We start from the raw sequence: 25,757 nt of genomic DNA on the forward strand, positions 1-25,757 counted from the left end.
CGCATGGGGGAGTCACGGCCATGGCGCGCAAGGGTAGCGCATCGCCAGCGGGTATCATGGCGCGATGGCGAAACTGCTGCTCAATCTGCGTAATGTCGGCGAAGACGAAAGCCGCGAGGTCTGCGAACTGCTCGACCGTCACGGTATCGCCTGGTACCGCACCGAGCCCAGCCCCTGGGGCATTTCCAGTGGCGGCCTGTGGCTGCGTGATCGCCAGGACCATGCGCGCGCGCGGGCCCTGATGGATGGCTACCAGGCCGAGCGCGGGCAGCGCGTGCGCGCCGAACGCGAGGCCGCGCTGCGCGACGGCACCGCCGAGACGTTCGGCTCGCTGCTGCGGCGGCGGCCGCTGTACGTGATTGCGGTGCTGCTGGGCATGCTGGCCGCGGCGGCGCTGGTGCTGCTGCCGTTCATGCTGCTGCGTGGCTGAGGCCCGCGCGCGCCGTAAAATATGCCGATGATCGTCAACACCGCCGCTTACCACTTCGTCCCCGTCGCCGATGCCGACGCGCTGGCCGCCCGCCTGCTGGAACGGGCGCAGGCGCACGCGCTGCGCGGCACCGTGCTGGTGGCGGACGAGGGCATCAACCTGTTCCTGGCCGGCAGCCGCGACGGCATCGATGGTTTCTACGCCGAACTGAAGGCCGATGCGCGCTTTGCCGCCATGCGCGTCAAGTACAGCTACAGCCGCATGCAGCCGTTTGCCCGGCTCAAGGCCAAGGTGAAGCAGGAGATCATCAGCTTCCGCCGCGACGACGGCCAGCCGCTGGACTACCCGCGCGCACCCTCGGTGGAGCCGGCCACGCTGGCGCGCTGGTTGCGGCAGGGCCATGACGACGATGGCAGGCGCGTGGTGATGCTCGACACCCGCAACGCGCAGGAGTTCGCCCATGGCACCTTCGCCGGCGCCCTGACCCTGCCCATCGCCCGCTTCACCGACCTGCCGGCGGCACTGGAGCCGCACCGCGCCGCGCTGGCCGACGCCACCGTGGTGAGTTTCTGCACCGGCGGCATCCGCTGCGAGAAGGCCGCGCTGTGGATGCGCAACGACGGCATGGACAACGTGCTGCAGCTGGAGGGCGGGATCCTCGGTTACTTCGAGGAGGTCGGCGGCGAGGGCTACGATGGCCGCTGCTTCGTGTTCGACGAGCGCGTGGCCCTGGACCCGCAGTTGCAGCCGCTGGTGGACGACGCGGCGGCCTGAGCCCCGCAGCAGGGGCGCTGGAAAACAGTGTTCGGCCGCCGGCGCCGCGCTAGGGGATGGGAAACCGCGCCGCGCGCCCCATGTCCTGCCCATCCCCTGCCGGAAACCGCCGCATGATTCCCCTTTCCGTCCTCGATCTGGCCCCCGTCTGCGAAGGCGCGACGCCCGGCCAGGCGTTCGCCAACATGCTCGACCTCGCGCGCCATGCCGAGCGCTGGGGCTACCATCGCTATTGGCTGGCCGAGCACCACAACATGCCGGGCATCGCCAGCGCGGCCACCTCGGTGCTGATCGGCCATGTCGCCGGCGGCACCTCGCGCATCCGCGTCGGTGCCGGCGGCATCATGCTGCCCAACCACTCGCCGCTGCAGGTGGCCGAGCAGTTCGGCACGCTGGCTTCGCTGTATCCCGGACGCATCGACCTGGGACTGGGCCGCGCGCCGGGTACCGACCACGCCACCGCCCGCGCGCTGCGCCGCTACTTCGACAGCGCCGACCAGTTCCCGCAGGACGTGACCGAACTGCTGCATTACTTCGAACCGGTGCAGCCGGGCCAGGCCGTGCAGGCAGTGCCGGGCGCCGGCATCGAGGTGCCGGTGTGGCTGCTGGGCTCCAGCCTGTTCAGCGCACGGCTGTCGGCGGCGATGGGCCTGCCGTTCGCGTTCGCCTCGCATTTCGCCCCGGACGCGATGGACGAGGCCCTGGCGCTCTACCGCCGCGATTTCAGGCCGTCGGCACGGTTGCGCACGCCGTGGGCGATCCTGGCGCTGAACGTGGTGGCCAGCGAGTCGGAGGCACAGTCGCGACGCCTGTTCACCACCCAGCAGCAGGGCTTCGTCAACCTGCGGCGTGGCCGCCCGGGGCGGATTCCGCCGCCGGTCGACGATATCGAGGCGTTCTGGGAACCGCACGAGAAGGCCGGGGTGGAGCGGGCGCTGGCCTGCACCGTCCTCGGCGACCCGGAGCAGGTGGGCGAGGGGCTGGCGGCTTTCGCCGCGCGCCACCGGCCGGATGAAATGATGCTCACCGCCAACATCTTCGACCATGGCGCACGGCTGCGCTCGTTCGAACTGGCGATGCAGGCCTGGCAGGCACGGCATTGAGCCCTGTGCCCGGATCGCGGCGGCGCCGGCGCACAGGGCCGGCCGTGGCGATCACGGGCAATTGGAGCGGGCGACCCGCCTGATGGCCGCGGTTGCCGCGGCTCAGCTGGTCCAGCGCTGGAACAGGTCGATGCTGTGGCTGACCAGCTGCCCGGAGCCGAGCCCGAAGAACAGGCAGGCGGCGAGTGCCGCGATCCAGTTGAACAGCATCAGCGCGCCGTCGCGCTCGATCAGTGCCAGCGCGAACAGCAGCAGCTGGAAGCCGAACAGATAGTTGGTCAGCGGAATCGGCAGCGACAGCAGGACCCCGGTCATGACCAGCAGCAGCCCCGTGAACACCCGCGCCGGCAGTGGCCATACCAGGGCCGACAGGCGCGGCTTGAGCATCCGGTCCAGGCGCCGCAGCGGCCGGTCGATCCGGCCGAGGAAGCGGTGCATGGTGCCGCGCCTGGGCCCGCGCCGGGCGATGAACCCCGGCACCCAGGGCCGCGACAGGCCGGCCATCATCTGCAGGCCGATCAGCAGCACCAGCGGGCCGCTGACCGCGCCACCGATGCCGGGCACGGGAATGAATGCCGGCAGGATGGCGATGAACAGGAATACGCCGAACGCGCTTTCCTGGAGGCCCTGCAGGATCCTGCCCAGCGGCTGCTGTTCCTCCGGATCGCCATGCTCGAACATCGACAGCAGGGTGCGGATGCCCTCGTTGCGGTAAGCGCCCGGCGCCGGGCCGCCGCCGCCTTCCGGCCCGCCGTCCTGCGGCTCAGCCGGTGGTGTCATCTTCGTCTTCTTCCGGCAGCCGGCGCAGCAGCAGCTTGTCGATGCGGGCGCCGTCCAGGTCGACGATCTCGATGCGCCAGCCGGACCAGTCGAAGTACTCGCTGGCGTGCGGGATGCGTCCGAAGAAGTGCATGCACATGCCGGCCAGCGTGTAGTAGTCGCCTTCCTCGGCATCGGGCAGCTCGACCCCGCCCATCAGCTCGCGCAGGTCGTCCACCGGCAGCGAGCCGTCCACCAGCAGCGAACCGTCCTCGCGGGTGACCACCAGTGCATCCTCGTCGGTGTTCTCCGGCGCCTGCAGGCGGCCGACCACCGCGCCCATCAGGTCGCTGATGGTCACCAGGCCCTGGATCTCGCCGTATTCGTCCACCACCAGCGCCATCGACTGGTGTTCCTCGCGGAAGATCTCCAGCAGCTTCATCGCATGGGTGGACTCGGAGACATACAGCGTCTCGCGCAGGTTCTCGAACAACGCATGGGTGTCGCCCTGCAGGCGGCGCGTGACCAGCGACTTGACCTCGAGGATGCCGGCGATGTCCTGGTCGTTGCCGCGGTACACCGGGTAACGCGAGAACGCATGCTCGTGCATGGTCTCCAGGTTCTTCTCGAGGTCGGCGTTGGTATCCAGCCAGGCGATGCGGTTGCGCGGGGTCATCAGGCTGTCGGCGGTGCGGTCGCCCAGGCGCATGACCCGGTTCATCATGTCGCGCTCGTGGATGTCGATCACCCCGGCCTCGTGGCTTTCGGCCACCAGCATGCGGATTTCCTCTTCGGTCACCGACGCCGAGTCGGTGTTGCCCAGCCCCAGCAGGCGCAGCACCAGCCGGGTGGTCCGCGACAGCAGCCACACGAACGGGAAGGCGAGGGTCGCCAGCCAGCCCATCGGCATCGCCACCAGCCCGGCGATGTCCTCCGAACGGGTCAGCGCCAGCCGCTTGGGCACCAGTTCGCCGAAGATCAGCGTGACGAAGGTGATCAGGGTCACCGCCAGCGCCTTGCCGACCGCGCTGGCATAGGCGAAGCCCGGCATCAGGCCCTGGATCCAGACGGCGATGGCTTCGCCCAGCGCTTCACCGCCGAGGAAGCCGGTCAGCACGCCGATCACGGTGATGCCGATCTGTACGGTGGACAGGAAGTTCTCGGGCTTCTCGGCCAGCGCCAGGGCGCGCTCGGCGCGCTTGCTGGTGGCGGACATCTGCTTGAGCCGGCTCTTGCGCGAGGTCATGACCGACATCTCGGACATGGCGAAGAAGCCGTTGAGCAGGATCAGGGCGAAAACGATGAGGATCAGTTCAAACACGGGTCGCTCCCCGGGTTGTTGGCAGGGAGGGAGGGTGCTTGCGGTGGCGGCAGGGGCTCAGGGGCGTGCCCGGGCGCTGCGGCGGGGGGTAAGGGTCGTCGTCCATAAGGTGCGCCCGCGGAGGGCGCCGGCGCATCTTAGCAAACCGGCATGCGGTGCCTGCAACCGCCTGTTCATTTTCGCGGCCGGAAACGGGCCGGGAATACCCGAGAAGTCATCCAGCCGTCATAATTCGCCCCGGTGCCGTCCCTTCCGCGACGGCGGACAGGCATTTCCAATGTTTTCATTGCAGACCATTTTCGGCTCCGGCAAGCAGTTCTACACCTATCTCGACGAGGCCGCCCAGGCCGCCGCCGACAGCGCCAAGGCGCTGCACGCGATGATGCGCGAAGCCGACCGCGAGCCCGCCCTGGATGCATTCAAGCTGGCGCGCCTGCGCGAGCGCGCGGCCTCGGACAAGATCAGCCAGGCGCTGGTCGACAGCTTCATGACCCCGATCGAGCGCGAGGACATCGAGGCGCTGGGCTCGGCGCTGTACAAGATTCCCAAGCAGATCGAGAAGTTCGCCGACCGCTATGCGCTGGCCACCCAGCACCTTGCGCACATCGACTTCGCCCCGCGCGCGGCGATGCTGGAGCAGGCCGCCGGCGTGGTGGTGGACATGGTCAAGGACCTGCGCCACATGAACATCGACCGCATGACGGCGATGAACGAGAAGCTGCGCGCGCTGGAGAACGAGGCCGACCGGCTGATGCTCGAGCTGTACCGGGAAATCTATTCCGGGCGCCTGGACAACCTGCAGATGTTCCTGCTCAAGGAATTCTTCGAGATCCTGGAGAAGGCCATCGACCGCTGCCGCGAGGCGGGGGTGGTGGTCTACCAGATCGTGTTGAAGAACTCGTGATTGCCATGATGCGGATCCCGTGCATTTCCGGCTTCGGAAGCGGGGGCATCGGCCGTGCCGATGCCCGCGAGCCGCGCTTCCACATCCCCCTTCCCGCCGCGGCGCGGCAGGACTGCTCGCTTGATCCAAGGGGGCAGCTGCGATGCTGACCCTTGTCCTCGTAGTGATCCTGGCGGCGCTCGTCTTCGAGTTCATCAACGGCTTCCACGACACCGCCAACTCCATCGCCACCGTGGTGGCGACCAAGGTGCTCTCGCCCGGCTGGGCGGTGATGCTGGCCGCGGGCATGAACCTGATCGGCGCGCTGACCGGTACCGCGGTGGCGCTGACCATCGCCAACGGCCTGCTCAACACCAGCGTGGTCGAGGTCACCCCGCAGGTGATCCTGTGCGCGCTGCTCGGCGGCATCGTCTGGAACCTGATCACCTGGTGGAAAGGGCTGCCGTCCTCGTCCTCGCACGCGCTGATCGGCGGCCTGTGCGGTGCCGGCCTGGCCGCCGCGCACAACAACTGGGACGCGCTGATCTGGTCGCAGAACCTCGGCAACTGGGCGCAGAACAAGGGCCTGCTGTGGAAGGTGTTCGTGCCGATGATCACCTCGCCGATCGCCGGCTTCCTGCTCGGCATCGTGGTGATGTGCCTGCTGTGGGCGATCATCGCCGGCATGGCGCGGGCCGGTGGCGTGCTGCGCCGGCTGGCGCGCCCGCGCTGGGTCAACGCGTTCTTCGGCAAGGCGCAGATCGTCTCGGCCGCCTACATGGGCTTCGCCCACGGCCACAACGACGCGCAGAAGACCATGGGCATCATCGCCATGACCCTGATCGGCGCGGAGGCCACCGGCGCACTGGACAACCTGCCGTCGTGGCTGGCGTTCATGCACCCGGACGCGCATGCCGGCGACGGCATCGCCATGTGGATCGTGCTGACCTGTGCGGTGGTGATGGCCGCCGGTACCGCTTCGGGCGGCTGGAAGATCATCAAGACCCTGGGCCACAAGATGGTCAAGCTGCACCCGATCCACGGCTTCGCCGCGGAGACCAGCTCGGCCACCATCCTGACCCTGGCCGCGCACTTCGGCATGCCGGTCTCGACCACCCACAGCATCTCCACCGCGATCATGGGCGTTGGCTTCGCCAAGAACCCGAAGTCGCTGCGCATCGGGGTGATCGAGCGCATCATCTGGGCCTGGATCCTGACCATCCCGGCGGCCGGCGGCTGCGCCTACCTGATCCTGAAAGTGTTCGAGCTGGCCGGCTGGAACTGAGCGGTCGACGCGATTGCCGGCATGCCGGCCGACGCATGCGCAAAGGCCCGCCTTCCCGGCGGGCCTTTCGTTTGTGCGCCAGCGGCGGCTTCAGTTGCGCTGGTACATGGCGCGCACGTCGCGGCGGAACGCGGCCTGGCTGTCGGCGCGGCTGTAGAACATGTGTCCGCCCGGGTAGCTGCGCACCTGCACCCGCTGCGGGTCGCTGCCCATGGCCGGCATCTGGTCCACGGTCAGGATCGAGCCCATGAACGGGCACGACAGGTCGTTCCAGCCATGCACGATCAGCACCTGCAGACGCGGGTCGATGGCCACGGCCTGGCGCAGTTGGGTGACCGCGCCGGCGCGCAGGTCGCCGTTGCGGTCCCACTGGCGGTTCACCTCGTAGCTCAGCGCGTTGTAGCGGGCGTCGACCTTCCAGCCGACCACGCGGGTGACGAAGTCCACCATGGCGGTGGTGGTCGGGGCGATGATGCTGTCCAGCAACGGGTCGTTGGCACGCTGTCCGGGGTCGGTGGGGAACGGGTCGAAGGCGGTGACGTTGGAGTCGTAGCGGCTGCCCAGCGTGCCCTTGTCGCGGAATACCTCGCGCAGGTAGGCCTGGGTTTCCAGGCGGCCGCCGGCGCGGCGCACGAACGCCGGGTCAAGGCCGGTCAACTCGGTGACCCGGCGCAGCATCGCCTCGGTCGCCTGCGGGTCTGAGCGCCCCTTCATCAGCGCGGTGGCGTAGTCGCCGCGGGCGTACTCGACCACGTCGCGCATCGCCGCATCGGTGAGCCGGCCCTGGCGCTCCAGGTGCGCGGCGGCGATCGAGGGCAGGGTCTGGATCCAGGCCATCGGCGAGACGTCGCTGTTGTCCTCCAGGGTCGGGCTCAGGTACGGCGAGACCAGCACCAGGCCGTTCATCGCCACGCCCAGCCGGGTCTGCAGGTAGTGGGTGATGCGCGGACCGCGGTAGCCGCCGTAGCTCTCGCCGGCCAGGTACTTGCGCGCGGTCATGCGCTGGTTCTTCAGCAGCCAGTCGTAGACCACGCGCGACAGGTACTCGATGTCGGCGGTCGGGTTGAAGAACTGCTTCCTCGCTTCCTCGTCGGGAATGCGCGAACGGCTGAAGCCGGTGCCGATCGGGTCGATGAACACCAGGTCGGTGAAATCCAGCCAGGTGCCGGGGTTGTCGCGCAGCGTGGCCGGCGCCGAGGCGCTGTCGCCCTCGCTGCCGAAGGCCACCACCTTCGGGCCCACCGCGCCGAGGTTCAGGTACACCGACGAGGCGCCCGGGCCGCCGTTGAGCGCGAAGGTGACCGGGCGGTCCTTGCCGGGCATGGTGTAGGCGGTGAACACGACATCGCCGATGGCCTTGCCCTGCGCATCGCGCACCGGCAGCGAGCCGACGGTGGCGGTGTAGTCCAGGGTGCGGCCTTCCAGGCGCATGCTCTGGCGGACCGAGGCATCGGCCGGCAGCGCCGCGGGAGCGGCTGCAGCGGCCGCAGCGGCCTTGTCTTCACCGGCGTCGGCGGCGGGCCTGGCCGGGGCGGGCGCGGCGAACAGCAGGCCGGCGCCGAGCGCGGCCACGTACAGCAGGTGTTTCATGCGGATGACCACAGGATCGGGGAGCGGACGATCCTAGGCCCGTGGCGGGAGCGGCAAATGTGCCCAAAGCCATGTGGGGCCGGCCCAAGGGTGCAATCCCGGGCGCGAAGCGGCGCAGGCGGGGGAGCTCCGCCGCTGCCCCGGGGCGTGACGGCGGCCGCGCCTGCGTGCCTGCGCCATCGCCACGACAGCTGCCGCCCGCGCCGGAATCAGACTTCCAGCGAGGCCAGGTCGCCCTTGCTCTCGAGCCACCCCTTCCGGTCGCTGGCCCGCTTCTTGGCCAGCAGCATGTCCATCAGCGAGCGGGTCTGCTCCTCGTCGTCCACGGTCAACTGCACCAGGCGACGGGTGTCGGGGTGGATGGTGGATTCGCGCAGCTGCTGCGGGTTCATCTCGCCCAAGCCCTTGAAGCGGGTGACGCTGACCTGGCCGCGGATCTTCTCGCGCTCGACCTTTTCCAGCAGCGAGCGCTTCTCTTCCTCGTCCAGCGCGTAGAACACCTGCTTGCCCACGTCCACGCGGAACAGCGGCGGCATCGCCACGAACACGTGGCCGGCGGCGACCAGCGCCGGGAAGTGCTTCAGGAACAGCGCAGCCAGCAGGGTGGCGATGTGCAGGCCGTCGGAGTCGGCGTCGGCCAGGATGACCACCTTGCCGTAGCGCAGGCCCGACAGGTCGTCCTTGCCCGGGTCGCAGCCGATGGCCACGGCCAGGTTGTGCACTTCCTCCGAGGCCAGCACGCTGCCCGAGGCCACTTCCCAGGTGTTGAGGATCTTGCCGCGCAGCGGCAGGATCGCCTGGAAATCCTTGTCGCGGGCCTGCTTGGCACTGCCGCCGGCCGAGTCGCCTTCCACCAGGAACAGCTCGGTGCGCGACAGGTCCTGGCTGATGCAGTCGGCCAGCTTGCCGGGCAGGGCGGGGCCCTGGGTGACCTTCTTGCGGACGACCAGTTTCTCGGTCTTCAGGCGCGCGCTGGCGCGCTCGATGGCGATCTGCGCGATCTTCTCGCCGACTTCCACGTTCTGGTTCAGGGCCAGGCTGAAGGCATCGTGGGCGGCGCCCTCGACGAAACCGGCGGCCTGGCGCGAGGACAGGCGTTCCTTGGTCTGGCCGCTGAACTGCGGGTCGGTCATCTTCAGCGAGAGCACGAACGACACCCGGTCCCATACGTCTTCCGGCGCCAGCTTGACGCCGCGCGGCAGCAGGTTGCGGAAATCGCAGAACTCGCGCAGCGCCTCGGTCAGGCCGGTGCGCAGGCCGTTGACATGGGTGCCGTGCTGGGCGGTGGGAATCAGGTTGACGTAGCTTTCCTGCACCAGTTCGTCTTCCGGCAGCCAGGCCACGGCCCAGTCCACCGCCTCGGTTTCCTTCTTCAGGACGCCCACGAACAGGTCGGCCGGCAGCATTTCACGTTCGCCCAGCTCGGTCTTCAGGTAGTCGCGCAGGCCGTCCTCGTAATACCAGGTCTCGGTCTCGCCGGTCGCCTCGTCGGTCAGCCGGACGGTCAGGCCCGGGCACAGCACCGCCTTGGCGCGCAGCAGGTGGCGCAGCGCGCGCACGTTGAACTTGGGGGTGTCGAAATACTTCGGGTCCGGCCAGAAGCGCAGCCGGGTGCCGGTGTTCCTGCGGCCGACGGAGCCGACCACTTCCAGCGGGCTGGCGCGGTCGCCGTCGCGGAAGCTGATGCGGTGCTCGCTGCCTTCGCGCTTGATGTGGATCTCCACCAGCGTGGACAGCGCGTTGACCACGGAAACGCCCACGCCGTGGAGGCCGCCGGAGAAGGTGTAGTTGCGGTTGCTGAACTTGCCGCCGGCGTGCAGCCGGGTCAGGATCAGTTCGACGCCGGGGATCTTCTCCTCCGGGTGGATGTCCACCGGCATGCCGCGGCCGTCGTCGCTGACCTCGCAGCTGCCGTCCTTGAACAGCACGACCTCGACCGTTTTCGCGTGCCCGGCCAGCGCCTCGTCCACCGAGTTGTCGATGACTTCCTGCGCCAGATGGTTCGGGCGCGCGGTGTCGGTGTACATGCCTGGACGGCGTTTGACCGGGTCCAGGCCGGAGAGGACTTCGATGTCGGCGGCGTTGTAGCGGGCGTTCATGTATCTCGATAAGGCGCTGATGCGACGGGCAAGTTTGCGGTCTGCCGGGGAAATTTGCACGCCGGTGTTCAGTGCCGGGAGGGGCGGCCAGGGGTATCCTGTTGGCACTGGAAAGTACGCAGCCGGCGCCCCATGTGCCGGCGAGAACTCCGGAGGATGACTATGAAATCGTCGAAATTGCTGGTTCTGGCCGTGGCTGCCGCCGCCGTCGTTGCGGTGCCGCTGGTGATGGCGCAGAGCGCGGACAAGGCCAAGACGGGCGAGGCCGCCCAGAATGCCGCCGCCGACAAGGCGCAGAGCGAGGCCGAGCAGAAGGCCAAGCGCCGCGCCGCCGCCGCTGCCCAGGAAAAGGCCAGGGGCGAGCAGCCGGCCCCGCGCGAAGAGGAAGAAGAGGAAGCCCGCAAGCGTCGCTGATGCGGGTTTCCCGGTGTACGTGGACGCCCCGGCGCAGGCCGGGGCGTCTTTTTTTGTTACGGCCCCGTGGCGGCCGGGCCGTACGCCCGGCGCGGCGCGGGCAGGATTTTCCGCGGTCGCCGCATCCGGTGCTTGGGTGTTCGCGCGACAACCTTTAAACTAGGGCTTTCCGGGAGGCAAGTGAGCCATGACCCCCCTTATTTTCGTTACCGGCGGTGTGGTGTCCTCGCTTGGCAAGGGCATCGCCGCCGCGTCGCTGGCCTCCATCCTCGAGGCGCGTGGCCTGAAGGTCACGATGATGAAGCTGGATCCGTACATCAACGTCGATCCGGGCACCATGAGTCCCTTCCAGCACGGCGAGGTCTACGTCACCGATGACGGTGCCGAGACCGACCTGGACCTGGGCCACTACGAGCGCTTCGTCCACACCCGGCTGAGCCGCAAGAACTCGGTGACCACCGGGCGCATCTACGAGAACGTGATCCGCAAGGAGCGCCGTGGCGACTACCTCGGCGCGACCGTGCAGGTGATCCCGCACATCACCGACGAGATCCGCCGCTGCATCGACGAGGCCACCGAGGGCTACGACGTGGCGCTGGTGGAAATCGGCGGCACCGTCGGCGACATCGAGTCGCTGCCGTTCCTGGAGGCGATCCGCCAGGTGCGCACCGAGCGCGGCCCGGAGAAGGCGCTGTTCATGCACCTGACGCTGGTGCCTTACATCGGCGCCGCCGGCGAGCTGAAGACCAAGCCGACCCAGCATTCGGTCAAGGAACTGCGTTCGATCGGCATCCAGCCGGACGTGCTGCTGTGCCGCTCCGAGCAGGCCATCCCCGATTCTGAGCGGCGCAAGATCTCGCTGTTCACCAACGTCTCCGAGCGCGCGGTGATCAGCGTGCCGGACGTGGACGTGCTGTACCGCGTACCGATGGGCCTGCATGCGCAGGGCCTGGACGAGATCGTGGTCAACCAGCTCAAGCTGGCCGACAAGGCCGGTCCGGCCGACCTGTCCGAGTGGGAGGCGGTGCTGGATGCGGCCCTGCACCCGCTGGATGAGGTGACCATCGCCGTGGTCGGCAAGTACGTGGACCACCAGGACGCCTACAAGTCGGTCGGCGAGGCGCTCAAGCACGGCGGCCTGCGTCAGCGCACCCGGGTCAACCTCAAGTGGCTGGAAGCGCAGGACCTGGAAGAAGGCGGGATGGCCGCGCTCGAGGGCGTGGACGGCATCCTGGTGCCCGGCGGCTTCGGCGACCGCGGTTTCGAGGGCAAGGTGCTGACTTCCAGATATGCCCGCGAGCACAAGCTGCCGTACTTCGGCATCTGCTACGGCATGCAGGCGGCGGTGGTCGACTATGCCCGCCACGTGGCCGGGCTGGAGGGCGCCAACAGCACCGAGAACGATCGCCAGTCGCCGAACCCGGTGATCGGCCTGATCACCGAGTGGCGCACCGCCAGCGGCGAGGTCGAGAAGCGCGACGAGAAGTCCGACCTGGGCGGCACCATGCGCCTGGGCCTGCAGGAGCAGCGGCTGAAGCCGGGCACGCTGGCGCGCGAGCTGTACGGCAAGGACGTGGTGGCCGAGCGCCATCGCCACCGCTACGAGTTCAACAACCGCTACCGCACCCAGCTGGAGGACGCCGGGCTGGTGATTTCCGGCAAGTCGATGGACGACACCCTGGTGGAAGTGGTGGAGCTGCCGCGCGACGTGCATCCGTGGTTCCTGGCCTGCCAGGCGCACCCGGAGTTCCTGTCCACGCCGCGCGGAGGACACCCGCTGTTCATTGGTTTCATCCGCGCCGCGCGCGAGAAGAAGGCCGGCGGCAAGCTGTTGAAGGAAGCGCGGGCCTGACGCTCGTTTCCGCCTTCTCCCGCGGGGGAAGGCGCACCGTAGGGGCGGACGGGAGCCCGGCGAAGGCCTGGGTTCCCGGTTCCGCAAGGGCCTGGCCCCGGCCCCTCATCCAACCCCTTTCCCGCCGGGAGAGGGGCTTCAAACACGAGGTAGTTGAATGAAGCTCTGCGGATTCGAAGTCGGCCTGGACCAACCGCTGTTCCTGATCGCTGGCCCGTGCGTGATCGAGTCGATGCAGCTGCAGCTCGATACCGCCGGCAAGCTCAAGGAAATCACCGGCAAGCTGGGGATGAACTTCATCTTCAAGTCCAGCTTCGACAAGGCCAACCGCACCTCCGGCACCAGCTTCCGCGGACCGGGGCTGGAAGAGGGCCTGAAGGTGCTGGCCGAGGTGAAGAAGCAGATCGGCGTGCCGGTGCTGACCGACGTGCACGAATACACGCCGATGGACGAGGTGGCCTCGGTCGTCGACGTGCTGCAGACCCCGGCGTTCCTGGTGCGCCAGACCGACTTCATCAAGAAGGTGTGCAGCGCCGGGCGGCCGGTGAACATCAAGAAGGGCCAGTTCCTGTCGCCGTGGGACATGAAGCCGGTGGTTGAAAAGGCGCGCTCCACCGGCAACAACGACATCATGGTCTGCGAGCGCGGCGCCAGCTTCGGCTACAACAACCTGGTCAGCGACATGCGCTCGTTGAGCGTGATGCGCGACACCGGCTGCCCGGTGGTGTTCGATGCCACCCATTCGGTGCAGCTGCCGGGCGGGCAGGGCAGCAGTTCCGGTGGCCAGCGCGAGTTCGTGCCGGTGCTGGCGCGCGCGGCGGTGGCGGTCGGCGTGGCCGGCCTGTTCGCCGAGACCCATCCCGATCCGTCCAAGGCGCTGTCCGACGGCCCAAACGCGTGGCCGCTGGACAAGATGGAAGCGCTGCTGGAAACGCTGCTGGCGCTGGATTCGATCACCAAGAAGAACGGGTTCCTGGAGAGCGCGGTCTGATGGGCGATTGCGGCGAGTCCGCGCAGGAGCGACCCGCGTGAAACGGGCCGCTCTTGCCGTTGCCGGCGTGCTTGTGGCGATGACGGGCAATGCCGGCGCATGTGCCACCAACCCGCCGATGACCACCCCCGCGCCTGCCGACGCCGCGCGCGCCGCAGACATCGTCGCCGTCATCCACGTGGATCATGTCGCGCGCCTGACCGCCAGGGAGCGGGCTGAGACGGACCGCATGTTTGCCACGGCCGATGGCGGGTTCTTCGTGCCACCCGCGCCTTCCGTGCGCTTCACCGTGAACCGCCTGCTGAAGGGAGAGGTTCCGGTCGATGCGCTGGTCCGCAACGGCCCCACCAGCTGCGAGGTCGTGCTGCAGCAGGGTGGGGACTATGTTTTGTTTGCGATGAAACCACAGGCGCGGGGCGACCGGATCGTGCCGATGAATGGTACCTTTCGCCTGGACAAGACCCCCAACGCCGCCACCCAACTGGCCGCCGTGGAATCCTCACTTACCCACCTCGACCCGAATCAACCATGACCAACATCGCAAAGATCCACGCCCGTGAAATCCTCGACAGCCGTGGCAACCCCACGCTGGAAGCCGAAGTCACCCTGGCCGACGGCTCGTTTGGTCGCGCCGCCGTGCCCTCGGGCGCATCGACCGGCACCAAGGAAGCGGTGGAACTGCGCGATGGCGACAAGACCCGCTACCTGGGCAAGGGCGTGCGCGACGCGGTGGCCAACGTCAACGGCCCGATCGCCGCGGCGCTGAAGGATTTCGATGCGCAGGACCAGGCCGGGCTGGACCGCCGCCTGATCGACCTGGACGGCACCGAGAACAAGGGCCGCCTGGGCGCCAACGCGCTGCTGGGCGTTTCGATGGCCGCCGCGCACGCCGCCGCCGCTTCCAACAAGCAGGCGCTGTGGCAGTACCTGGCCGGCAAGACCGGCGCCACGCCGTCGCTGCCGGTGCCGATGATGAACATCATCAACGGCGGCGCGCACGCCGACAACAACGTCGATTTCCAGGAATTCATGGTGCTGCCGGTCGGCTTCGGCTCGTTCGGCGAATCGCTGCGCGCCGGCACCGAGATCTTCCATGCGCTCAAGTCGGTGCTCAAGGGCCACGGCCTGAGCACGGCGGTGGGCGACGAAGGCGGCTTCGCGCCGGACTTCCGCAGCAACGTCGAGGCGCTGGACACCATCCTGGAAGCCATCGGCAAGGCCGGCTACACCGCCGGCGAGGACATCCTGCTGGGCCTGGACGTGGCCTCCAGCGAGTTCTACGAGAACGGCAAGTACAACCTGGTCGGCGAGAACAAGCGCCTGACCTCCGAGCAGTTCGTCGACTTCCTGGCCGACTGGACCACGCAGTACCCGATCATCACCATCGAGGACGGCCTGGCCGAGAACGACTGGGCCGGCTGGAAGCTGCTGACCCAGCGCATCGGCGGCAAGGTGCAGCTGGTCGGCGACGACCTGTTCGTCACCAACCCGAAGATCTTCGCCGAAGGCATCGAGTCGGGCACCGCCAACGCCATCCTGATCAAGGTCAACCAGATCGGTACCCTGAGCGAGACCCTGGAAGCGATCGCCATGGCCGACAAGGCGCATTACGCGGCGATCGTCTCGCACCGCTCCGGCGAAACCGAGGACACCACCATCGCCGACATCGCCGTGGCCACCACCGCCACCCAGATCAAGACCGGCTCGCTGTGCCGCAGCGACCGCGTGGCCAAGTACAACCAGCTGCTGCGCATCGAGGAAGCCCTCGGTGGCAACGCGCGCTACGCCGGGCGTGACGCGTTCGTCTCGCTCAAGCGCTGACGCCGATGCGTGACTGGCGCTGGCTGCTGCTGGTGCTCGCGGTACTGCTGGCGCTGCTGCAGTACCGCTTCTGGTTCGGGCCGGGCAATTCGGGCGAGGTGATGATGCTCGAGGCCCAGGTCAGCAACCAGAAGCGGGACAACGAAGGCCTGCAGCAGCGCAACGACGCGCTCGCCGCCGAGGTCAAGGACCTCAAGGAAGGCGAGGCCGCCATCGAGGAGCGCGCGCGCAGCGAACTGGGCATGATCAAGCCCGGCGAGAAGTTCTATCGCGTGGTCGAGGATGCGCCGCCCGCGCGGCCGGGCGTGGCCCAGCCCGGCACGCACGATGCCGCGACGCAGGAGGTCGTGCCATGACCACCCAGGTCTGGGCCGTGGTGCCGGCCGCCGGCCGCGGCACCCGCTTCGGCGGGCCCGTGCCCAAGCAATACCTGCTGGCTGCGGGCGAACCGCTGCTGGCGCATGCGCTGGAGGCGCTGCTGTCGCACCCGGGCGTGGCCGGGGTGATGGTGGCCATCGCCGAGAACGATGCCGACTGGCCGGGCTGGAATGACTTCGCCGGCAAGCCGGTACTGACTTGCACCGGCGGCGACAGCCGCGCCGCCTCGGTGCTGGCCGGTTTGCAGGCGTTGCCGGAAAGCGTGCGCGCTGACGATTTCGTGCTGGTGCACGACGCCGCGCGCCCGAACCTGCCGGCCGCCGACCTGGGCCGGCTGCTGGAGGTGGGGCGTGCCGACCCGGTCGGTGCCATCCTCGCCGCGCCGGTGCGCGACACCCTCAAGCGCGCCGGCGACGACGGCGGCATCGACCGCACCGAGCCGCGCGAGCGGCTGTGGCGCGCACTCACGCCGCAGCTGTTCCGGCGCCACCAGTTGACCCGTGCCCTGCTGGAAGCGACCGGCGCCGGTGTCGAGGTGACCGACGAGGCCATGGCCATGGAGCGCCAGGGCGCGCGGCCGTTGCTGGTCGAAGGCGACGAGTGCAACTTCAAGGTCACCACGCCGGCCGACCTGGCCCGCTTCGAGTTCGAGCTGTCGCGGCGTGGCTGAATCCCGCCCGGCGAATCCCGTGCCGGGCCCGAAACGACAACCTGATCCGACGCCATGAATCCTCCTGCCTTTCCTCCCATCCGCATCGGCCAGGGCTATGACGTGCACGCCTTCGGCGAAGGCGACCACGTCATGCTCGGCGGCGTGCGCGTGCCGCACCGTTGCGGGGTGCTCGCCCACAGCGACGGCGACGTGATCCTGCACGCCCTGTGCGACGCGATGCTGGGGGCGCTGGCGCTGGGTGACATCGGCCAGCATTTCCCGCCCAGCGACGACCGCTGGAAGGGCGCGGACAGCAGCGATTTCGTGCGCCACTGCAACGGCCTGCTGCGCGAGCGCGGGTGGCAGGTGGGCAACACCGACATCACCGTGATCTGCGAGCGGCCCAAGGTCGGCCCGCACGCGCAGGCCATGCGCGAAACGCTGGCGCGGCTGCTGGGCGTTGCGCTGGACCGGGTGAGCATCAAGGCCACCACCAGCGAGAAACTGGGCTTCACCGGCCGCGAGGAAGGCATCGCCGCGCAGGCGGTGGTGCTGCTGCTTCCCGCATAATTCCCATTCCGCAGGCGTGTCATCGGTTGCGACCGGGCGTTGCCCGGCGCTCCGCCGGCAGCATCGCCGCCCTCCGCACGGCGTGCCCGGCGGACCCGCCGTCACTGGCGCGGCCGCTGCAGGCGAGCCGGGCCATTGTTCAGGACCGACATGATGGATCTTCCCCTTGCCTATGGCGCCCCGGTGTTGAGCGCGTCGATGCGCAGCGTGCCGGAGGACTTCCAGGTCGACGAACTAACCGCCTTCGAGGCCAGCGGCGAGGGCGAGCACCTGCTGCTGGACATCCGCAAGCGCGGCGCCAATACCGTGGCCGTGGCCAGGCAGCTGGCGCAGTGGGCCGGCGTGCCGGAAATGGGTGTCAGCTATGCCGGGCAGAAGGACCGGCATGCGGTGACCACGCAGCGTTTCAGCGTGCACCTGCCCAAGCGGGTTGCGCCGGACCTGGCGCTGCTGGAATCGGACGAGGTGCATGTCCTGGCGTCCACCTGGCACAACCGCAAGCTGCAGCGCGGTGCGCTGGCCGGCAATCGCTTCACGCTGGTGCTGCGTGGCGTGCAGGGCGAGCGGGCGGCGATCGAGGCGCGGCTGCAGGCCATCGCCACGCGCGGTCTGCCCAACTGGTTCGGCGAGCAGCGCTTCGGCCGCGACGGGGGCAACGTGCCGGCGGCACTGGCGATGTTTGGCGGCCGCAGGGTGCGCAAGGACCAGCGCTCCATGCTGCTGTCGGCGGCGCGCTCGGCGTTGTTCAACCGGGTGCTCGCCGCGCGGGTGGAGCAGGGCAACTGGGACGGTGCGCTGGAGGGCGAGGTGTGGATGCTCGACGGCAGCCGTTCGGTGTTCGGTCCCGAGCCGATGAGCGAGGCGCTGGCCGAACGCCTGGCGCGGTTCGACATCCACCCCAGCGGACCGTTGTGGGGCGCGGGCGAACTGCGCGCTGCCGGCGCGGCACTGGCACTGGAACAGGCGGCGCTGGCCGATGAGCAGGCGCTGGCGCTGCGTGCCGGACTGGAGCAGGCCGGCCTCAAGCAGGAGCGCCGCGCGTTGCGGCTGCGCCCGGCGTTGATGCGGCATGCCTGGCTGCAGGACGACGTACTGGAGCTCGCCTTCGCGTTGCCGCCGGGGTGCTATGCCACCGCGGTGCTGCATGAACTGGGGTCCGTGGCCGACGCCAGCCGCGCCGCGGCGCCGGCGGCGGCGGAGTAAGCCCGCGGCTGTCTTCGCGGTGCGCAGGCGGGCTGCACCCGCCTGGTCGCGCTCAGCGTCGCGCCAGCAGCACCAGCACCGCCCCGGTGCCGCCCTGCGCCGGCGGCGCCGAATGGAACGCCAGTACGTCGTTGCGCTGGCGCAGCAGGCGGTCCACCAGGTTTTTGAGCACCGGCGCGCCGCCATCGGACTGCAGGCCCTTGCCGTGGATGATGCGTACGCAGCCGTGGTCGTGCGCATGGGCCTCGAGCAGGAACTCGCGCAGCAGCTGCTCGGCCTGGGCGACGCCGGCGCCGTGCAGGTCCAGTTCGTCCTGCACCGAATACTGGCCGCGCTTGAGCCGCTGGAACATGCGCGCGGGCAGGGTGTCGCGGCGGTAGCTGGCCACGTCACCGGCTTCCAGCGGCGTGCTGGAATGCAGCAGCCGGGCGAACTCGCCCAGCGCCTGGGCCTCGTCCTGCTCGGCCATGCGCGCGCGCGGCCTGGGCCGCGGGCGGGTGATGGCGGACGTTTCCACCTTGCGCAGCGGCTTTACCTCGCCGATGGCCGAGCGGAACAGGGCGCCGTCGTCTTCGTCTTCTGGGTGCGACATGCGCATAGCGTAACGGCTGCGGCAATGGGGAGGGCGTCACGGGAAGGCGGTGGGCGCATTCCGGTATCATGCCGGATCGGGCCATGCCGGCCGGCGTGCAGCACGCCGCCGGGATGGCGGTGGACGGCGAGGCTGCAGTGGCGCCGTCATGGATTCAGCGATTCAGGTCTTCAATGCGCGTACTTGTAAGCAACGACGACGGCGTGGACGCCCCCGGCATCAAGATGCTCGCCGAGGAACTGCGCAATGCCGGCCACGAAGTCACCGTGGTGGCGCCGGACCGTGACCGTTCCGGCGCCAGCAACTCCCTCACCCTGGACCAGCCGGTGCGGCTGCGCCGGATCGACCACTACACCTGCGCGGTAAGCGGAACGCCGACCGACTGCGTGCACCTGGCGCTGACCGGCATGCTGGAGCACGAGCCGGACATCGTGGTCTCGGGCATCAACAATGCCGCCAACCTCGGCGACGACGTGATCTATTCCGGGACCGTGTCCGCGGCGATGGAAGGGCGCTTCCTCGGCCTGCCGTCGGTGGCGGTATCGCTGGTCACCCAGCGCCATGAGGCACGCAATTTCCTCAGCGCGGCGCGTGCGGCCATCGAGATCGTGGCGCGGTTGAAGGCCGACCCGTTGCCCGCCGACACCATCCTCAACGTCAACGTGCCGGACCTGCCATGGGAGCAGATCCGCGGGTTCGAGGTCACCCGGCTGGGCAACCGCCACCGCGCCGAGGCCTGCATCCCGGCCACCGACCCGCGCGGCAATACCGTGTACTGGATCGGTCCGGCCGGTTCCGAGCAGGATGCCGGCCCCGGTACCGATTTCCACGCGGTGCGTACCGGGCATATCTCGATCACCCCGATCCAGGTCGACCTCACCCGCTACGAGGCGCTGGAAAAGGTGGCCAGCTGGGTGGGCGGGTTGTCCGCCACGCTGGGGCCGCGGGCATGACCCCGCGGCTGCGTCTTTCCCCGGAAGCAGTCGGCAGCGGCATGACCTCGCAGCGGGTGCGCGACCGCCTGGTTGATCGCCTGCGCGAGGTGGGCATCGGCGACGAGCGCGTGCTCAACGCGGTGCGGGTGGTACCGCGGCACCTGTTCATCGACGAAGCGCTGGCCTCGCGCGCCTATGAGGACACCGCGCTGCCGATCGGCCATGGCCAGACCATCTCCCAGCCGTGGGTGGTGGCGCGCATGACCGAGGCGGTGCTGCAGGTGGCGCCCAGGACGGTGCTGGAAGTGGGCACCGGCTCGGGTTACCAGGCGGCGATCCTGGCCGCGGTCGGCATGGAGGTGTTCACCGTCGAGCGCATCGGCGACCTGCTGCGGCAGGCCCGCAAGCGCCTGCGGCAGCTGGGGATGAACGTACGCAGCAAACACGACGACGGGCGCATCGGCTGGCCCGAGCATGGCCCTTACGACGCCATCGTCGTCACCGCCGCGGCACCGGCGCTGGTGGATGCATTGATCGAACAGCTGGCCGTTGGTGGCCGCCTGGTGGCGCCGGTCGGCGGCCCCGGCGGGCAGGTGCTGCTGCAACTTACCCGGCAGGCCGACGGCATCGTGCAGGAGGAACTGGCACCGGTCAGCTTCGTGCCGTTGCTGTCGGGCATGCTGGACTGACACACGGGAACCTCGCGACGATGAAGATATTCGGGCCGCTGTACGACCGCGCGCTGTACTGGGCCAGCCACAAGCGTGCGCCCACCTACCTGACGGTGCTGAGCTTCATCGAGGCCATCATTTTTCCGGTGATGCCGGAAGTGATGTTGATGCCGATGTGCGTGGCGCAGCCGCGCAAGGGCTGGCGCTTCGCCACCCTGAGCCTGGCCGGTTCGATGGTTGGCGCGATGGTCGGCTATGCGCTGGGCCACTATGCGTTCGAAGCGATAAAGCCGCTGTTCGCCGCGCTGGGCATGCTGCCGGCGATCGAGTCGGGCATCGCCACGCTGCAGGCGAAGATGGTCGAATCGCCGTGGGCGGTGTTCACCTTCCTGGTGCTGGGTGGCTTCATGCCCATTCCGATGAAGGTGTTCACCTGGGCTTCCGGTATCGTCGGCGTGCCGCTGCCACAGTACGTGCTGAGCATGCTGGTCGGGCGCGGGAAGCGCGTATACGTGCTGGCGGCGGTGATCCGCTTCGGCGGCGCGCGTGCGGCCGATGCGCTGCGACGCTGGATCGAACCGCTGGGCTGGATCGCGACCGCGCTGGTCGTCGGCCTGGTGGGCTGGCTGGTATGGAGGGCGAAATTCGCATGAATGCAGAGGTAGGGATCAAGGGCGCTTCCAGGGCGGTCGCCGGCATGGCGGCGCTGCTGCTGGTGGCGATGGCGGCCGGTTGCGGCACCGCCACGGTGGTCAAGTCTTCCGGCGGCAGTTCGTCCAGGGCCGCGGCCACGCCGCGCACGTCGGTGCCCAAGCCGGGGCAGACCGCGGTGGTGCGCCGGGGCGACACGCTGTACGCGCTGGCCCGCATCCACAACATCACCCCCGGCGACCTGGCGGCGTGGAATGGCCTGTCCAACCCCAACGCGATCTATCCGGGGCAGACGCTGCGCCTGTATCCGGGTGGCACCGGCGCGTCGCGCCCGGCCACGGGCAACAGCGGGTCGGCCGCGCGGCCATCGGCACCGCTGCCCGCGGCGACGCCGGCGCCGGCCAACAGCGGCATCGGCTGGCGCTGGCCGGCCGACGGCGCGCTGGTCGGCCGCTTCGTCGCCGGCGAGACCACCAAGCAGGGCATCGACATCGCCGGCAGCAGCGGGCAGCCGGTGCGCGCTGCTGGCCCGGGCGTGGTGGTGTATTCCGGTGCCGGCCTGGTCGGCTACGGCGAACTGATCATCATCAAGCACAACGAGCAGTGGCTGTCGGCCTACGGCCACAACCGCAAGCGCCTGGTCAACGAGGGGCAGAACGTCAAGGCCGGCGACCAGATCGCGGAAATGGGCCGCACCGGCACGTCGCGCGACATGCTGCACTTCGAGATCCGCTACAACGGCAAGCCGGTGGATCCGCTGCAATACCTGCCGCAGAAGTAAGCCACGGCGTCGGGGCCGCAGGCTGGCGGCCATGCCCTGGCGGGATGGAATGCGCGTCGCGGCCGGGCATGGTGCCGCTCCTGCGTCGTTTCCGGACCATCGGGTATCCGCCTGCCCGGCGGGTGTGCCGCACCGCAGACCGTGGCGTGACAGCGACCGGGCATGCATGCGCGCCCGCCATCGACCAAGGAGCAACAGCATGGACAGACCCCGTTACTGGTTCGCCGCCAAGGAGCTGGGGTGGGGCTGGGGCTGGCCGCTTGCGTGGCAGGGATGGCTCGCCTACGCCAGCGCGGCCGCGCTGCTGGTTGCCAGCTTCGTGGTCTTCCCGCCAGCGGCCGCTCCGGTCCGCTTCGCCGCCTGCAATGCGGGCGTGGTCGTGGCGCTGCTGCTGGCGTGCTGGCTCAAGGGCGAGCCCCTGCGCTGACCTAAAGCCAGGGCGCCGGACACGGGTGAGGGCGCGCTGCCGCCGGTCGTGCCTGCCGCGGGCTGGCGCTCCGGCTGTCGACGGTGCGGGTCAGCTGCCCGGGGCGTCCAGGATGAAGGCCGCGACCACGCGGCGGTTTTCGCCGGCCAGAACGTTGAAGGTGCGCGCGGCCGATGCGTTGTTCATCACTTCGATGCCGACGCCGCGGGTCAGGCAGGCGGCCATGACTTCCATCGGCGGAAACACCTGGCGCTCGCCCGTGCCGAGGATGAACACGGCCGGGTTCTGTTCCAGTGCCGGTGCCAGGTCGGCCACGCTGAGCTGGCCGGCCGCGGCCACTGCCCAGTCCTCGATCAACTGGTCGGGGGCGAGGATGAAGCTGCGCGCCAGCGTCCGGTCGTTGACCCGGGCCTGATGGCCGTCGGCCGAGCGCAGGGCATAGATGTAGTCGGGCAGTTCGCGGCTCAGTTGCATCGTTCGCTTCTCGGCGGATCAGCCGCGGGGCAGCACGATCTGGCGCTTTTCCCGGGCCGGGCGGTACAGGACGGCGACATGGCCGATGCGCTGGACCAGCGCGCCACCGCTGGCCTGGACCAGCTCGGCGGCCATCGCCTCGCGCGCCTCGCGGTCCTCGGCGGCGATCTTCACCTTGATCAGTTCATGGCGTTCCAGCACCTCGTCCAGTTCCGCCAGGAAGGCGGGGGTGACCCCCTTGCCGCCGATCTGCAGCAGTGCTTTCAGATCGTGGGCCATGCCGCGCAGGAATCGGTTCTGGGCCGGGGTGAGGACGATGGACATGCAGTGATTACGGGTTATCAAGGGGGTTCAGGGTATCATGACCACCCCTACAGGCCGCATTCCGATGTCCCGCAGCAAGAGCAGTCAACGCTGGTTGAAGGAGCATTTCTCCGACCCCTTCGTGAAGAAGGCGCAGGCCGAGGGCATGCGCTCGCGCGCTGCCTACAAACTGGAGGAGCTGCTCCAGCGCGACCGGCTCCTGAAGCCGAACATGGTGGTGGTCGACCTCGGCGCAGCGCCGGGCGGTTGGTCGCAGCAGGTGCGGAGACAGCTGGGCGGCAGTGGCCGGGTGCTGGCGCTGGACATCCTGGAGATGCCGCCGCTGGCCGGCGTGGACTTCCTTCATGGTGACTTCAGGGAAGAAACGGTCCTATCCCAGTTCGAGGCCATGCTCGGCGGCCAGCCGGTAGACCTTGTCCTGTCGGATATGGCCCCCAATAAGAGTGGCATGGATGCGGTGGACCAGCCGCGGATGATGCACCTGGCGGAGCTGGCGATGGATTTCGCCGATCACCATCTCAAGCCGGGTGGGGCGTTCCTGATCAAGCTGTTCCAGGGCGTCGGCTTTGACGACTACGTGCGGGAAATGCGCCGCCGTTACGACAAGGTCGTGATCCGCAAGCCGGAAGCCTCGCGCAAGCGCTCGCCCGAGGTCTATGCGCTCGGGCAGGGCAAGCGCACGCAGATCAAGTAAGCTCGACACCATACGAATCGCGACAGAAATTAGAGGAACACCGGAGCCGATGAGGATGAACGACCTGACCAAGAACCTCCTGCTATGGGTGGTTGTCGCCGTCGTGCTGATGGTGGTGTTCCAGAGCTTCGCCCCGCGCGGCGGCACGCCGGCGGTCGGCGACGCCAGCAACTACACCCAGTTCCTGCAGGAAGTGGACGCGGGCCGGATCAAGTCGGTGGAGTTCACCGACGACACCACCCTGACCACCAACGCGATCCGCTTCAAGCGCAGCGACGGCAGCGAGGGTTCGCTGTACGCGCCGCGCGACGAGAAGCTGATCGACCAGCTCTACACCAAGAAGGTCGACATCGTGCGCATGAAGCCGGCCACCGGGCCGAGCTTCTGGTCGATCCTGCTGCAGTTCCTGCCGGTGCTGCTGCTGATCGGCTTCTGGATCTTCATGATGCGGCAGATGCAGGGCGGTGGCGGCGGCGCCAAGGGCGCGATGTCCTTCGGCAAGTCGCGCGCCAAGCTGCAGGGCGAGGACCAGATCAAGGTCACCTTCGCCGACGTGGCCGGTTGCGACGAGGCCAAGGAAGAGGTGGGCGAACTGGTCGACTTCCTGCGTGACCCGTCGAAGTTCACCAAGCTCGGCGGCAAGATCCCGCGCGGCGTGCTGATGGTCGGCCCGCCTGGTACCGGCAAGACCCTGCTGGCGCGCGCCATCGCCGGCGAGGCCAAGGTGCCGTTCTTCAGCATCTCCGGCTCGGACTTCGTCGAGATGTTCGTCGGCGTCGGCGCCAGCCGCGTGCGCGACATGTTCGAGCAGGCCAAGAAGCACGCGCCGTGCATCATCTTCATCGACGAGATCGATGCGGTCGGCCGCCACCGCGGTTCCGGCATGGGCGGTGGCCACGACGAACGCGAGCAGACCCTGAACCAGATGCTGGTCGAGATGGACGGCTTCGAGGGCGGTGAGGGCGTGATCGTGATCGCCGCCACCAACCGGCCGGACGTGCTCGACAAGGCGCTGCTGCGCCCGGGCCGCTTCGACCGCCAGGTCATGGTCGGCCTGCCCGACATCAAGGGCCGCGAGCAGATCCTGCGCGTGCACCTGCGCAAGGTGCCGGCCGCCGACGACGTCAGGCCGGAAGTGCTGGCGCGCGGTACCCCGGGCTTCTCCGGCGCCGACCTGGCCAACCTGGTCAACGAGGGCGCCCTGTTCGCCGCGCGCCGCGGCAAGCAGGAAGTGAGCATGCAGGACTTCGAGGACGCCAAGGACAAGATCTACATGGGTCCGGAGCGCCGCAGCATGGTCATGCGCGAGGACGAGCGCCGCAACACGGCCTACCACGAGTCGGGCCACGCGGTGGTCGCCATGTCGCTGCCCAAGGCCGACCCGGTGCACAAGGTCACCATCATGCCGCGCGGCTGGGCGCTGGGCGTGACCTGGCAGCTGCCCGAGCACGACCACATCAGCAAGTACAAGGACCGCATGCTGGAAGAGCTGGCGATCCTGTTCGGTGGCCGCATCGCCGAGGAGATCTTCGTCGGCGAGATGTCCACCGGCGCCTCCAACGACTTCGAGCGCGCCACCAAGCTGGCCCGCGGCATGGTCACCAAGTACGGCATGTCCGACGTGCTGGGCACCATGGTCTATGCCGACGAGGAAGCCGGCTACGGCATGCACAGCAAGACCATTTCCGAGGCCACCCAGCAGAAGGTGGACGCGGAGATCCGCCGCATCCTCGACGAGCAGTACAACGTGGCGCGCCGCATCCTGGAAGAAAAGCGCGACATCGTCGAAGCGATGACCGCCGCGCTGCTGGACTGGGAAACCATCGACGCCGAGCAGGTCAAGGCGATCATGGAAGGCCGCAAGCCCTCGCCGCCGGCCGGCTGGGTCGACAAGGGCAAGAGCGACCCGTCCGACGGCGACAAGGGCGGCGACGAACGCCCGGTGGCACCGATCACCGACCCGGCCGGCCAGCACTGAGCCAGCGGCGTCGCCATGCACGCACGACGGGCCGGGTTTTCCCCGGCCCGTTGCTTTTATGCCCGGCCTGGCACGCTCATGTCCGTGGCACCTCCGGCCGCGGCG

Annotated in this window: 28 protein-coding genes; 21 read left to right on the top strand and 7 right to left on the bottom strand. The window is 68.9% G+C overall.

Annotation, left to right across the window (positions count from 1 at the left end; translation table 11 throughout):
- The first annotated feature begins 64 nt into the window (after positions 1 to 64).
- The 3 genes from QQA12_RS06470 (at position 65) to QQA12_RS06480 (ending at position 2,307) form a co-directional block, all read left to right on the top strand.
- Positions 65 to 430, top strand: a complete 366-nt coding sequence (locus tag QQA12_RS06470) for a DUF6164 family protein (protein WP_054664712.1) — start codon at positions 65 to 67, stop codon at positions 428 to 430.
- A gap of 27 nt (positions 431 to 457) precedes the next feature.
- Positions 458 to 1,204, top strand: a complete 747-nt coding sequence (locus QQA12_RS06475) for a sulfurtransferase (protein ID WP_054668642.1) — start codon at positions 458 to 460, stop codon at positions 1,202 to 1,204.
- A 113-nt stretch (positions 1,205 to 1,317) separates the two neighbouring features.
- Positions 1,318 to 2,307, top strand: a complete 990-nt coding sequence (locus QQA12_RS06480; RefSeq protein ID WP_226049998.1) for an LLM class flavin-dependent oxidoreductase — start codon at positions 1,318 to 1,320, stop codon at positions 2,305 to 2,307.
- Positions 2,308 to 2,409: 102 nt separating this feature from the next.
- On the opposite strand, the gene QQA12_RS06485 is transcribed toward QQA12_RS06480, so the two are convergent.
- Positions 2,410 to 2,988 carry an exopolysaccharide biosynthesis protein gene (locus QQA12_RS06485; RefSeq protein WP_225546738.1) on the bottom strand — a complete coding sequence of 193 codons (579 nt, stop codon included), beginning with the start codon at positions 2,986 to 2,988 and terminating at the stop codon, positions 2,410 to 2,412.
- 82 nt (positions 2,989 to 3,070) lie between these two features.
- Entirely contained in the window at positions 3,071 to 4,330 is a 1,260-nt protein-coding gene (locus QQA12_RS06490; RefSeq protein WP_233324826.1) for a hemolysin family protein, read from the bottom strand.
- Positions 4,331 to 4,664: 334 nt separating this feature from the next.
- Between QQA12_RS06490 and QQA12_RS06495 the strand changes: the two genes are divergently transcribed.
- Both QQA12_RS06495 and QQA12_RS06500 read left to right on the top strand, forming a co-directional pair.
- Entirely contained in the window at positions 4,665 to 5,291 is a 627-nt protein-coding gene (locus tag QQA12_RS06495) for a DUF47 family protein (protein ID WP_054664724.1), read from the top strand.
- 142 nt (positions 5,292 to 5,433) lie between these two features.
- Positions 5,434 to 6,555: an inorganic phosphate transporter gene (locus tag QQA12_RS06500; protein WP_054664727.1), complete on the top strand. Its 1,122-nt coding sequence runs from the start codon at positions 5,434 to 5,436 to the stop codon at positions 6,553 to 6,555.
- A 90-nt stretch (positions 6,556 to 6,645) separates the two neighbouring features.
- On the opposite strand, the gene QQA12_RS06505 is transcribed toward QQA12_RS06500, so the two are convergent.
- Both QQA12_RS06505 and parE read right to left on the bottom strand, forming a co-directional pair.
- On the bottom strand, positions 6,646 to 8,145 hold the full coding sequence (locus tag QQA12_RS06505; RefSeq protein WP_226049996.1) for a peptidase S10: 1,500 nt from the start codon (positions 8,143 to 8,145) through the stop codon (positions 6,646 to 6,648).
- A 209-nt stretch (positions 8,146 to 8,354) separates the two neighbouring features.
- Positions 8,355 to 10,244 carry a DNA topoisomerase IV subunit B gene (parE, locus tag QQA12_RS06510; protein WP_226049995.1) on the bottom strand — a complete coding sequence of 630 codons (1,890 nt, stop codon included), beginning with the start codon at positions 10,242 to 10,244 and terminating at the stop codon, positions 8,355 to 8,357.
- A gap of 162 nt (positions 10,245 to 10,406) precedes the next feature.
- On the opposite strand from parE, the gene QQA12_RS06515 reads away from it, so the two are divergent.
- The 9 genes from QQA12_RS06515 to truD all read left to right on the top strand — a co-directional run bounded on the left by QQA12_RS06515 (position 10,407) and on the right by truD (position 18,125).
- A complete protein-coding gene (locus tag QQA12_RS06515) occupies positions 10,407 to 10,658 on the top strand; it encodes a hypothetical protein (RefSeq protein ID WP_054664739.1) in 252 nt (83 codons plus the stop codon).
- 187 nt (positions 10,659 to 10,845) lie between these two features.
- Complete coding sequence (locus tag QQA12_RS06520) at positions 10,846 to 12,510, top strand: CTP synthase (RefSeq protein ID WP_054664741.1); 1,665 nt, start codon at positions 10,846 to 10,848, stop codon at positions 12,508 to 12,510.
- Between the two features lie 157 nt (positions 12,511 to 12,667).
- On the top strand, positions 12,668 to 13,501 hold the full coding sequence (kdsA, locus tag QQA12_RS06525; protein ID WP_054664745.1) for a 3-deoxy-8-phosphooctulonate synthase: 834 nt from the start codon (positions 12,668 to 12,670) through the stop codon (positions 13,499 to 13,501).
- Between the two features lie 37 nt (positions 13,502 to 13,538).
- A complete protein-coding gene (locus QQA12_RS06530) occupies positions 13,539 to 14,033 on the top strand; it encodes a hypothetical protein (protein ID WP_226049994.1) in 495 nt (164 codons plus the stop codon).
- On the top strand, positions 14,030 to 15,322 hold the full coding sequence (gene eno / locus QQA12_RS06535) for a phosphopyruvate hydratase (protein WP_056932414.1): 1,293 nt from the start codon (positions 14,030 to 14,032) through the stop codon (positions 15,320 to 15,322). The genes QQA12_RS06530 and eno overlap by 4 nt, the downstream gene beginning before the upstream one ends.
- A gap of 5 nt (positions 15,323 to 15,327) precedes the next feature.
- Entirely contained in the window at positions 15,328 to 15,678 is a 351-nt protein-coding gene (ftsB, locus tag QQA12_RS06540) for a cell division protein FtsB (RefSeq protein WP_226049993.1), read from the top strand.
- Positions 15,675 to 16,370, top strand: a complete 696-nt coding sequence (gene ispD / locus QQA12_RS06545; protein ID WP_054664755.1) for a 2-C-methyl-D-erythritol 4-phosphate cytidylyltransferase — start codon at positions 15,675 to 15,677, stop codon at positions 16,368 to 16,370. Before ftsB ends, ispD begins: the two co-directional genes overlap by 4 nt.
- Before the next feature lie 54 nt (positions 16,371 to 16,424).
- Positions 16,425 to 16,922 carry a 2-C-methyl-D-erythritol 2,4-cyclodiphosphate synthase gene (gene ispF / locus QQA12_RS06550; RefSeq protein ID WP_054664758.1) on the top strand — a complete coding sequence of 166 codons (498 nt, stop codon included), beginning with the start codon at positions 16,425 to 16,427 and terminating at the stop codon, positions 16,920 to 16,922.
- 150 nt (positions 16,923 to 17,072) lie between these two features.
- On the top strand, positions 17,073 to 18,125 hold the full coding sequence (gene truD / locus QQA12_RS06555) for a tRNA pseudouridine(13) synthase TruD (protein WP_226049992.1): 1,053 nt from the start codon (positions 17,073 to 17,075) through the stop codon (positions 18,123 to 18,125).
- 52 nt (positions 18,126 to 18,177) lie between these two features.
- Here truD and QQA12_RS06560 read toward each other — a convergent pair whose 3' ends face one another.
- Positions 18,178 to 18,717: a Smr/MutS family protein gene (locus QQA12_RS06560; RefSeq protein ID WP_226049991.1), complete on the bottom strand. Its 540-nt coding sequence runs from the start codon at positions 18,715 to 18,717 to the stop codon at positions 18,178 to 18,180.
- 173 nt (positions 18,718 to 18,890) lie between these two features.
- Here QQA12_RS06560 and surE point away from each other — a divergent pair, with 173 nt between their 5' ends.
- The 5 genes from surE (at position 18,891) to QQA12_RS06585 (ending at position 22,182) form a co-directional block, all read left to right on the top strand.
- Positions 18,891 to 19,670 carry a 5'/3'-nucleotidase SurE gene (gene surE, locus QQA12_RS06565; protein WP_054664760.1) on the top strand — a complete coding sequence of 260 codons (780 nt, stop codon included), beginning with the start codon at positions 18,891 to 18,893 and terminating at the stop codon, positions 19,668 to 19,670.
- Positions 19,667 to 20,341: a protein-L-isoaspartate(D-aspartate) O-methyltransferase gene (locus tag QQA12_RS06570; RefSeq protein WP_226049990.1), complete on the top strand. Its 675-nt coding sequence runs from the start codon at positions 19,667 to 19,669 to the stop codon at positions 20,339 to 20,341. The genes surE and QQA12_RS06570 overlap by 4 nt, the downstream gene beginning before the upstream one ends.
- Positions 20,342 to 20,361: 20 nt before the next feature.
- On the top strand, positions 20,362 to 20,976 hold the full coding sequence (locus QQA12_RS06575) for a YqaA family protein (protein WP_054664766.1): 615 nt from the start codon (positions 20,362 to 20,364) through the stop codon (positions 20,974 to 20,976).
- Positions 20,973 to 21,755, top strand: a complete 783-nt coding sequence (locus QQA12_RS06580) for a peptidoglycan DD-metalloendopeptidase family protein (protein ID WP_226049989.1) — start codon at positions 20,973 to 20,975, stop codon at positions 21,753 to 21,755. The genes QQA12_RS06575 and QQA12_RS06580 overlap by 4 nt, the downstream gene beginning before the upstream one ends.
- A 199-nt stretch (positions 21,756 to 21,954) precedes the next feature.
- Positions 21,955 to 22,182, top strand: a complete 228-nt coding sequence (locus QQA12_RS06585; RefSeq protein WP_054664771.1) for a hypothetical protein — start codon at positions 21,955 to 21,957, stop codon at positions 22,180 to 22,182.
- Positions 22,183 to 22,272: 90 nt separating this feature from the next.
- Here QQA12_RS06585 and QQA12_RS06590 read toward each other — a convergent pair whose 3' ends face one another.
- Positions 22,273 to 22,656 carry an Mth938-like domain-containing protein gene (locus QQA12_RS06590; protein ID WP_226049988.1) on the bottom strand — a complete coding sequence of 128 codons (384 nt, stop codon included), beginning with the start codon at positions 22,654 to 22,656 and terminating at the stop codon, positions 22,273 to 22,275.
- An 18-nt stretch (positions 22,657 to 22,674) separates the two neighbouring features.
- Positions 22,675 to 22,980, bottom strand: a complete 306-nt coding sequence (yhbY, locus tag QQA12_RS06595) for a ribosome assembly RNA-binding protein YhbY (protein WP_226049987.1) — start codon at positions 22,978 to 22,980, stop codon at positions 22,675 to 22,677.
- A 58-nt stretch (positions 22,981 to 23,038) separates the two neighbouring features.
- Between yhbY and rlmE the strand changes: the two genes are divergently transcribed.
- A complete protein-coding gene (gene rlmE / locus QQA12_RS06600; protein ID WP_226050273.1) occupies positions 23,039 to 23,674 on the top strand; it encodes a 23S rRNA (uridine(2552)-2'-O)-methyltransferase RlmE in 636 nt (211 codons plus the stop codon).
- Between the two features lie 55 nt (positions 23,675 to 23,729).
- Positions 23,730 to 25,652, top strand: a complete 1,923-nt coding sequence (gene ftsH / locus QQA12_RS06605) for an ATP-dependent zinc metalloprotease FtsH (RefSeq protein WP_226049986.1) — start codon at positions 23,730 to 23,732, stop codon at positions 25,650 to 25,652.
- The last annotated feature ends 105 nt before the right edge of the window (positions 25,653 to 25,757 follow it).

Source organism: Stenotrophomonas sp. 17(2023), from assembly GCF_030345315.1.
Lineage (GTDB): Bacteria > Pseudomonadota > Gammaproteobacteria > Xanthomonadales > Xanthomonadaceae > Stenotrophomonas > Stenotrophomonas acidaminiphila.

Coding starts and splice junctions, on each gene's coding strand:
- QQA12_RS06580 (WP_226049989.1), top strand. CDS start 20,973: ATGAATGCAGAGGTAGGGATCAAGGGCGCTTCCAGGGCGGTCGCCGGC.
- QQA12_RS06505 (WP_226049996.1), bottom strand. CDS start 8,145: ATGAAACACCTGCTGTACGTGGCCGCGCTCGGCGCCGGCCTGCTGTTC.
- ispD (WP_054664755.1), top strand. CDS start 15,675: ATGACCACCCAGGTCTGGGCCGTGGTGCCGGCCGCCGGCCGCGGCACC.
- ftsB (WP_226049993.1), top strand. CDS start 15,328: ATGCGTGACTGGCGCTGGCTGCTGCTGGTGCTCGCGGTACTGCTGGCG.
- QQA12_RS06570 (WP_226049990.1), top strand. CDS start 19,667: ATGACCCCGCGGCTGCGTCTTTCCCCGGAAGCAGTCGGCAGCGGCATG.
- truD (WP_226049992.1), top strand. CDS start 17,073: ATGATGGATCTTCCCCTTGCCTATGGCGCCCCGGTGTTGAGCGCGTCG.
- parE (WP_226049995.1), bottom strand. CDS start 10,244: ATGAACGCCCGCTACAACGCCGCCGACATCGAAGTCCTCTCCGGCCTG.
- QQA12_RS06515 (WP_054664739.1), top strand. CDS start 10,407: ATGAAATCGTCGAAATTGCTGGTTCTGGCCGTGGCTGCCGCCGCCGTC.
- ispF (WP_054664758.1), top strand. CDS start 16,425: ATGAATCCTCCTGCCTTTCCTCCCATCCGCATCGGCCAGGGCTATGAC.
- QQA12_RS06485 (WP_225546738.1), bottom strand. CDS start 2,988: ATGTTCGAGCATGGCGATCCGGAGGAACAGCAGCCGCTGGGCAGGATC.
- QQA12_RS06495 (WP_054664724.1), top strand. CDS start 4,665: ATGTTTTCATTGCAGACCATTTTCGGCTCCGGCAAGCAGTTCTACACC.
- yhbY (WP_226049987.1), bottom strand. CDS start 22,980: ATGTCCATCGTCCTCACCCCGGCCCAGAACCGATTCCTGCGCGGCATG.
- QQA12_RS06480 (WP_226049998.1), top strand. CDS start 1,318: ATGATTCCCCTTTCCGTCCTCGATCTGGCCCCCGTCTGCGAAGGCGCG.
- eno (WP_056932414.1), top strand. CDS start 14,030: ATGACCAACATCGCAAAGATCCACGCCCGTGAAATCCTCGACAGCCGT.
- QQA12_RS06585 (WP_054664771.1), top strand. CDS start 21,955: ATGGACAGACCCCGTTACTGGTTCGCCGCCAAGGAGCTGGGGTGGGGC.
- QQA12_RS06490 (WP_233324826.1), bottom strand. CDS start 4,330: ATGTCCGAGATGTCGGTCATGACCTCGCGCAAGAGCCGGCTCAAGCAG.
- kdsA (WP_054664745.1), top strand. CDS start 12,668: ATGAAGCTCTGCGGATTCGAAGTCGGCCTGGACCAACCGCTGTTCCTG.
- QQA12_RS06560 (WP_226049991.1), bottom strand. CDS start 18,717: ATGTCGCACCCAGAAGACGAAGACGACGGCGCCCTGTTCCGCTCGGCC.
- QQA12_RS06475 (WP_054668642.1), top strand. CDS start 458: ATGATCGTCAACACCGCCGCTTACCACTTCGTCCCCGTCGCCGATGCC.
- QQA12_RS06590 (WP_226049988.1), bottom strand. CDS start 22,656: ATGCAACTGAGCCGCGAACTGCCCGACTACATCTATGCCCTGCGCTCG.
- surE (WP_054664760.1), top strand. CDS start 18,891: ATGCGCGTACTTGTAAGCAACGACGACGGCGTGGACGCCCCCGGCATC.
- QQA12_RS06470 (WP_054664712.1), top strand. CDS start 65: ATGGCGAAACTGCTGCTCAATCTGCGTAATGTCGGCGAAGACGAAAGC.
- QQA12_RS06500 (WP_054664727.1), top strand. CDS start 5,434: ATGCTGACCCTTGTCCTCGTAGTGATCCTGGCGGCGCTCGTCTTCGAG.
- ftsH (WP_226049986.1), top strand. CDS start 23,730: ATGAACGACCTGACCAAGAACCTCCTGCTATGGGTGGTTGTCGCCGTC.
- QQA12_RS06520 (WP_054664741.1), top strand. CDS start 10,846: ATGACCCCCCTTATTTTCGTTACCGGCGGTGTGGTGTCCTCGCTTGGC.
- QQA12_RS06575 (WP_054664766.1), top strand. CDS start 20,362: ATGAAGATATTCGGGCCGCTGTACGACCGCGCGCTGTACTGGGCCAGC.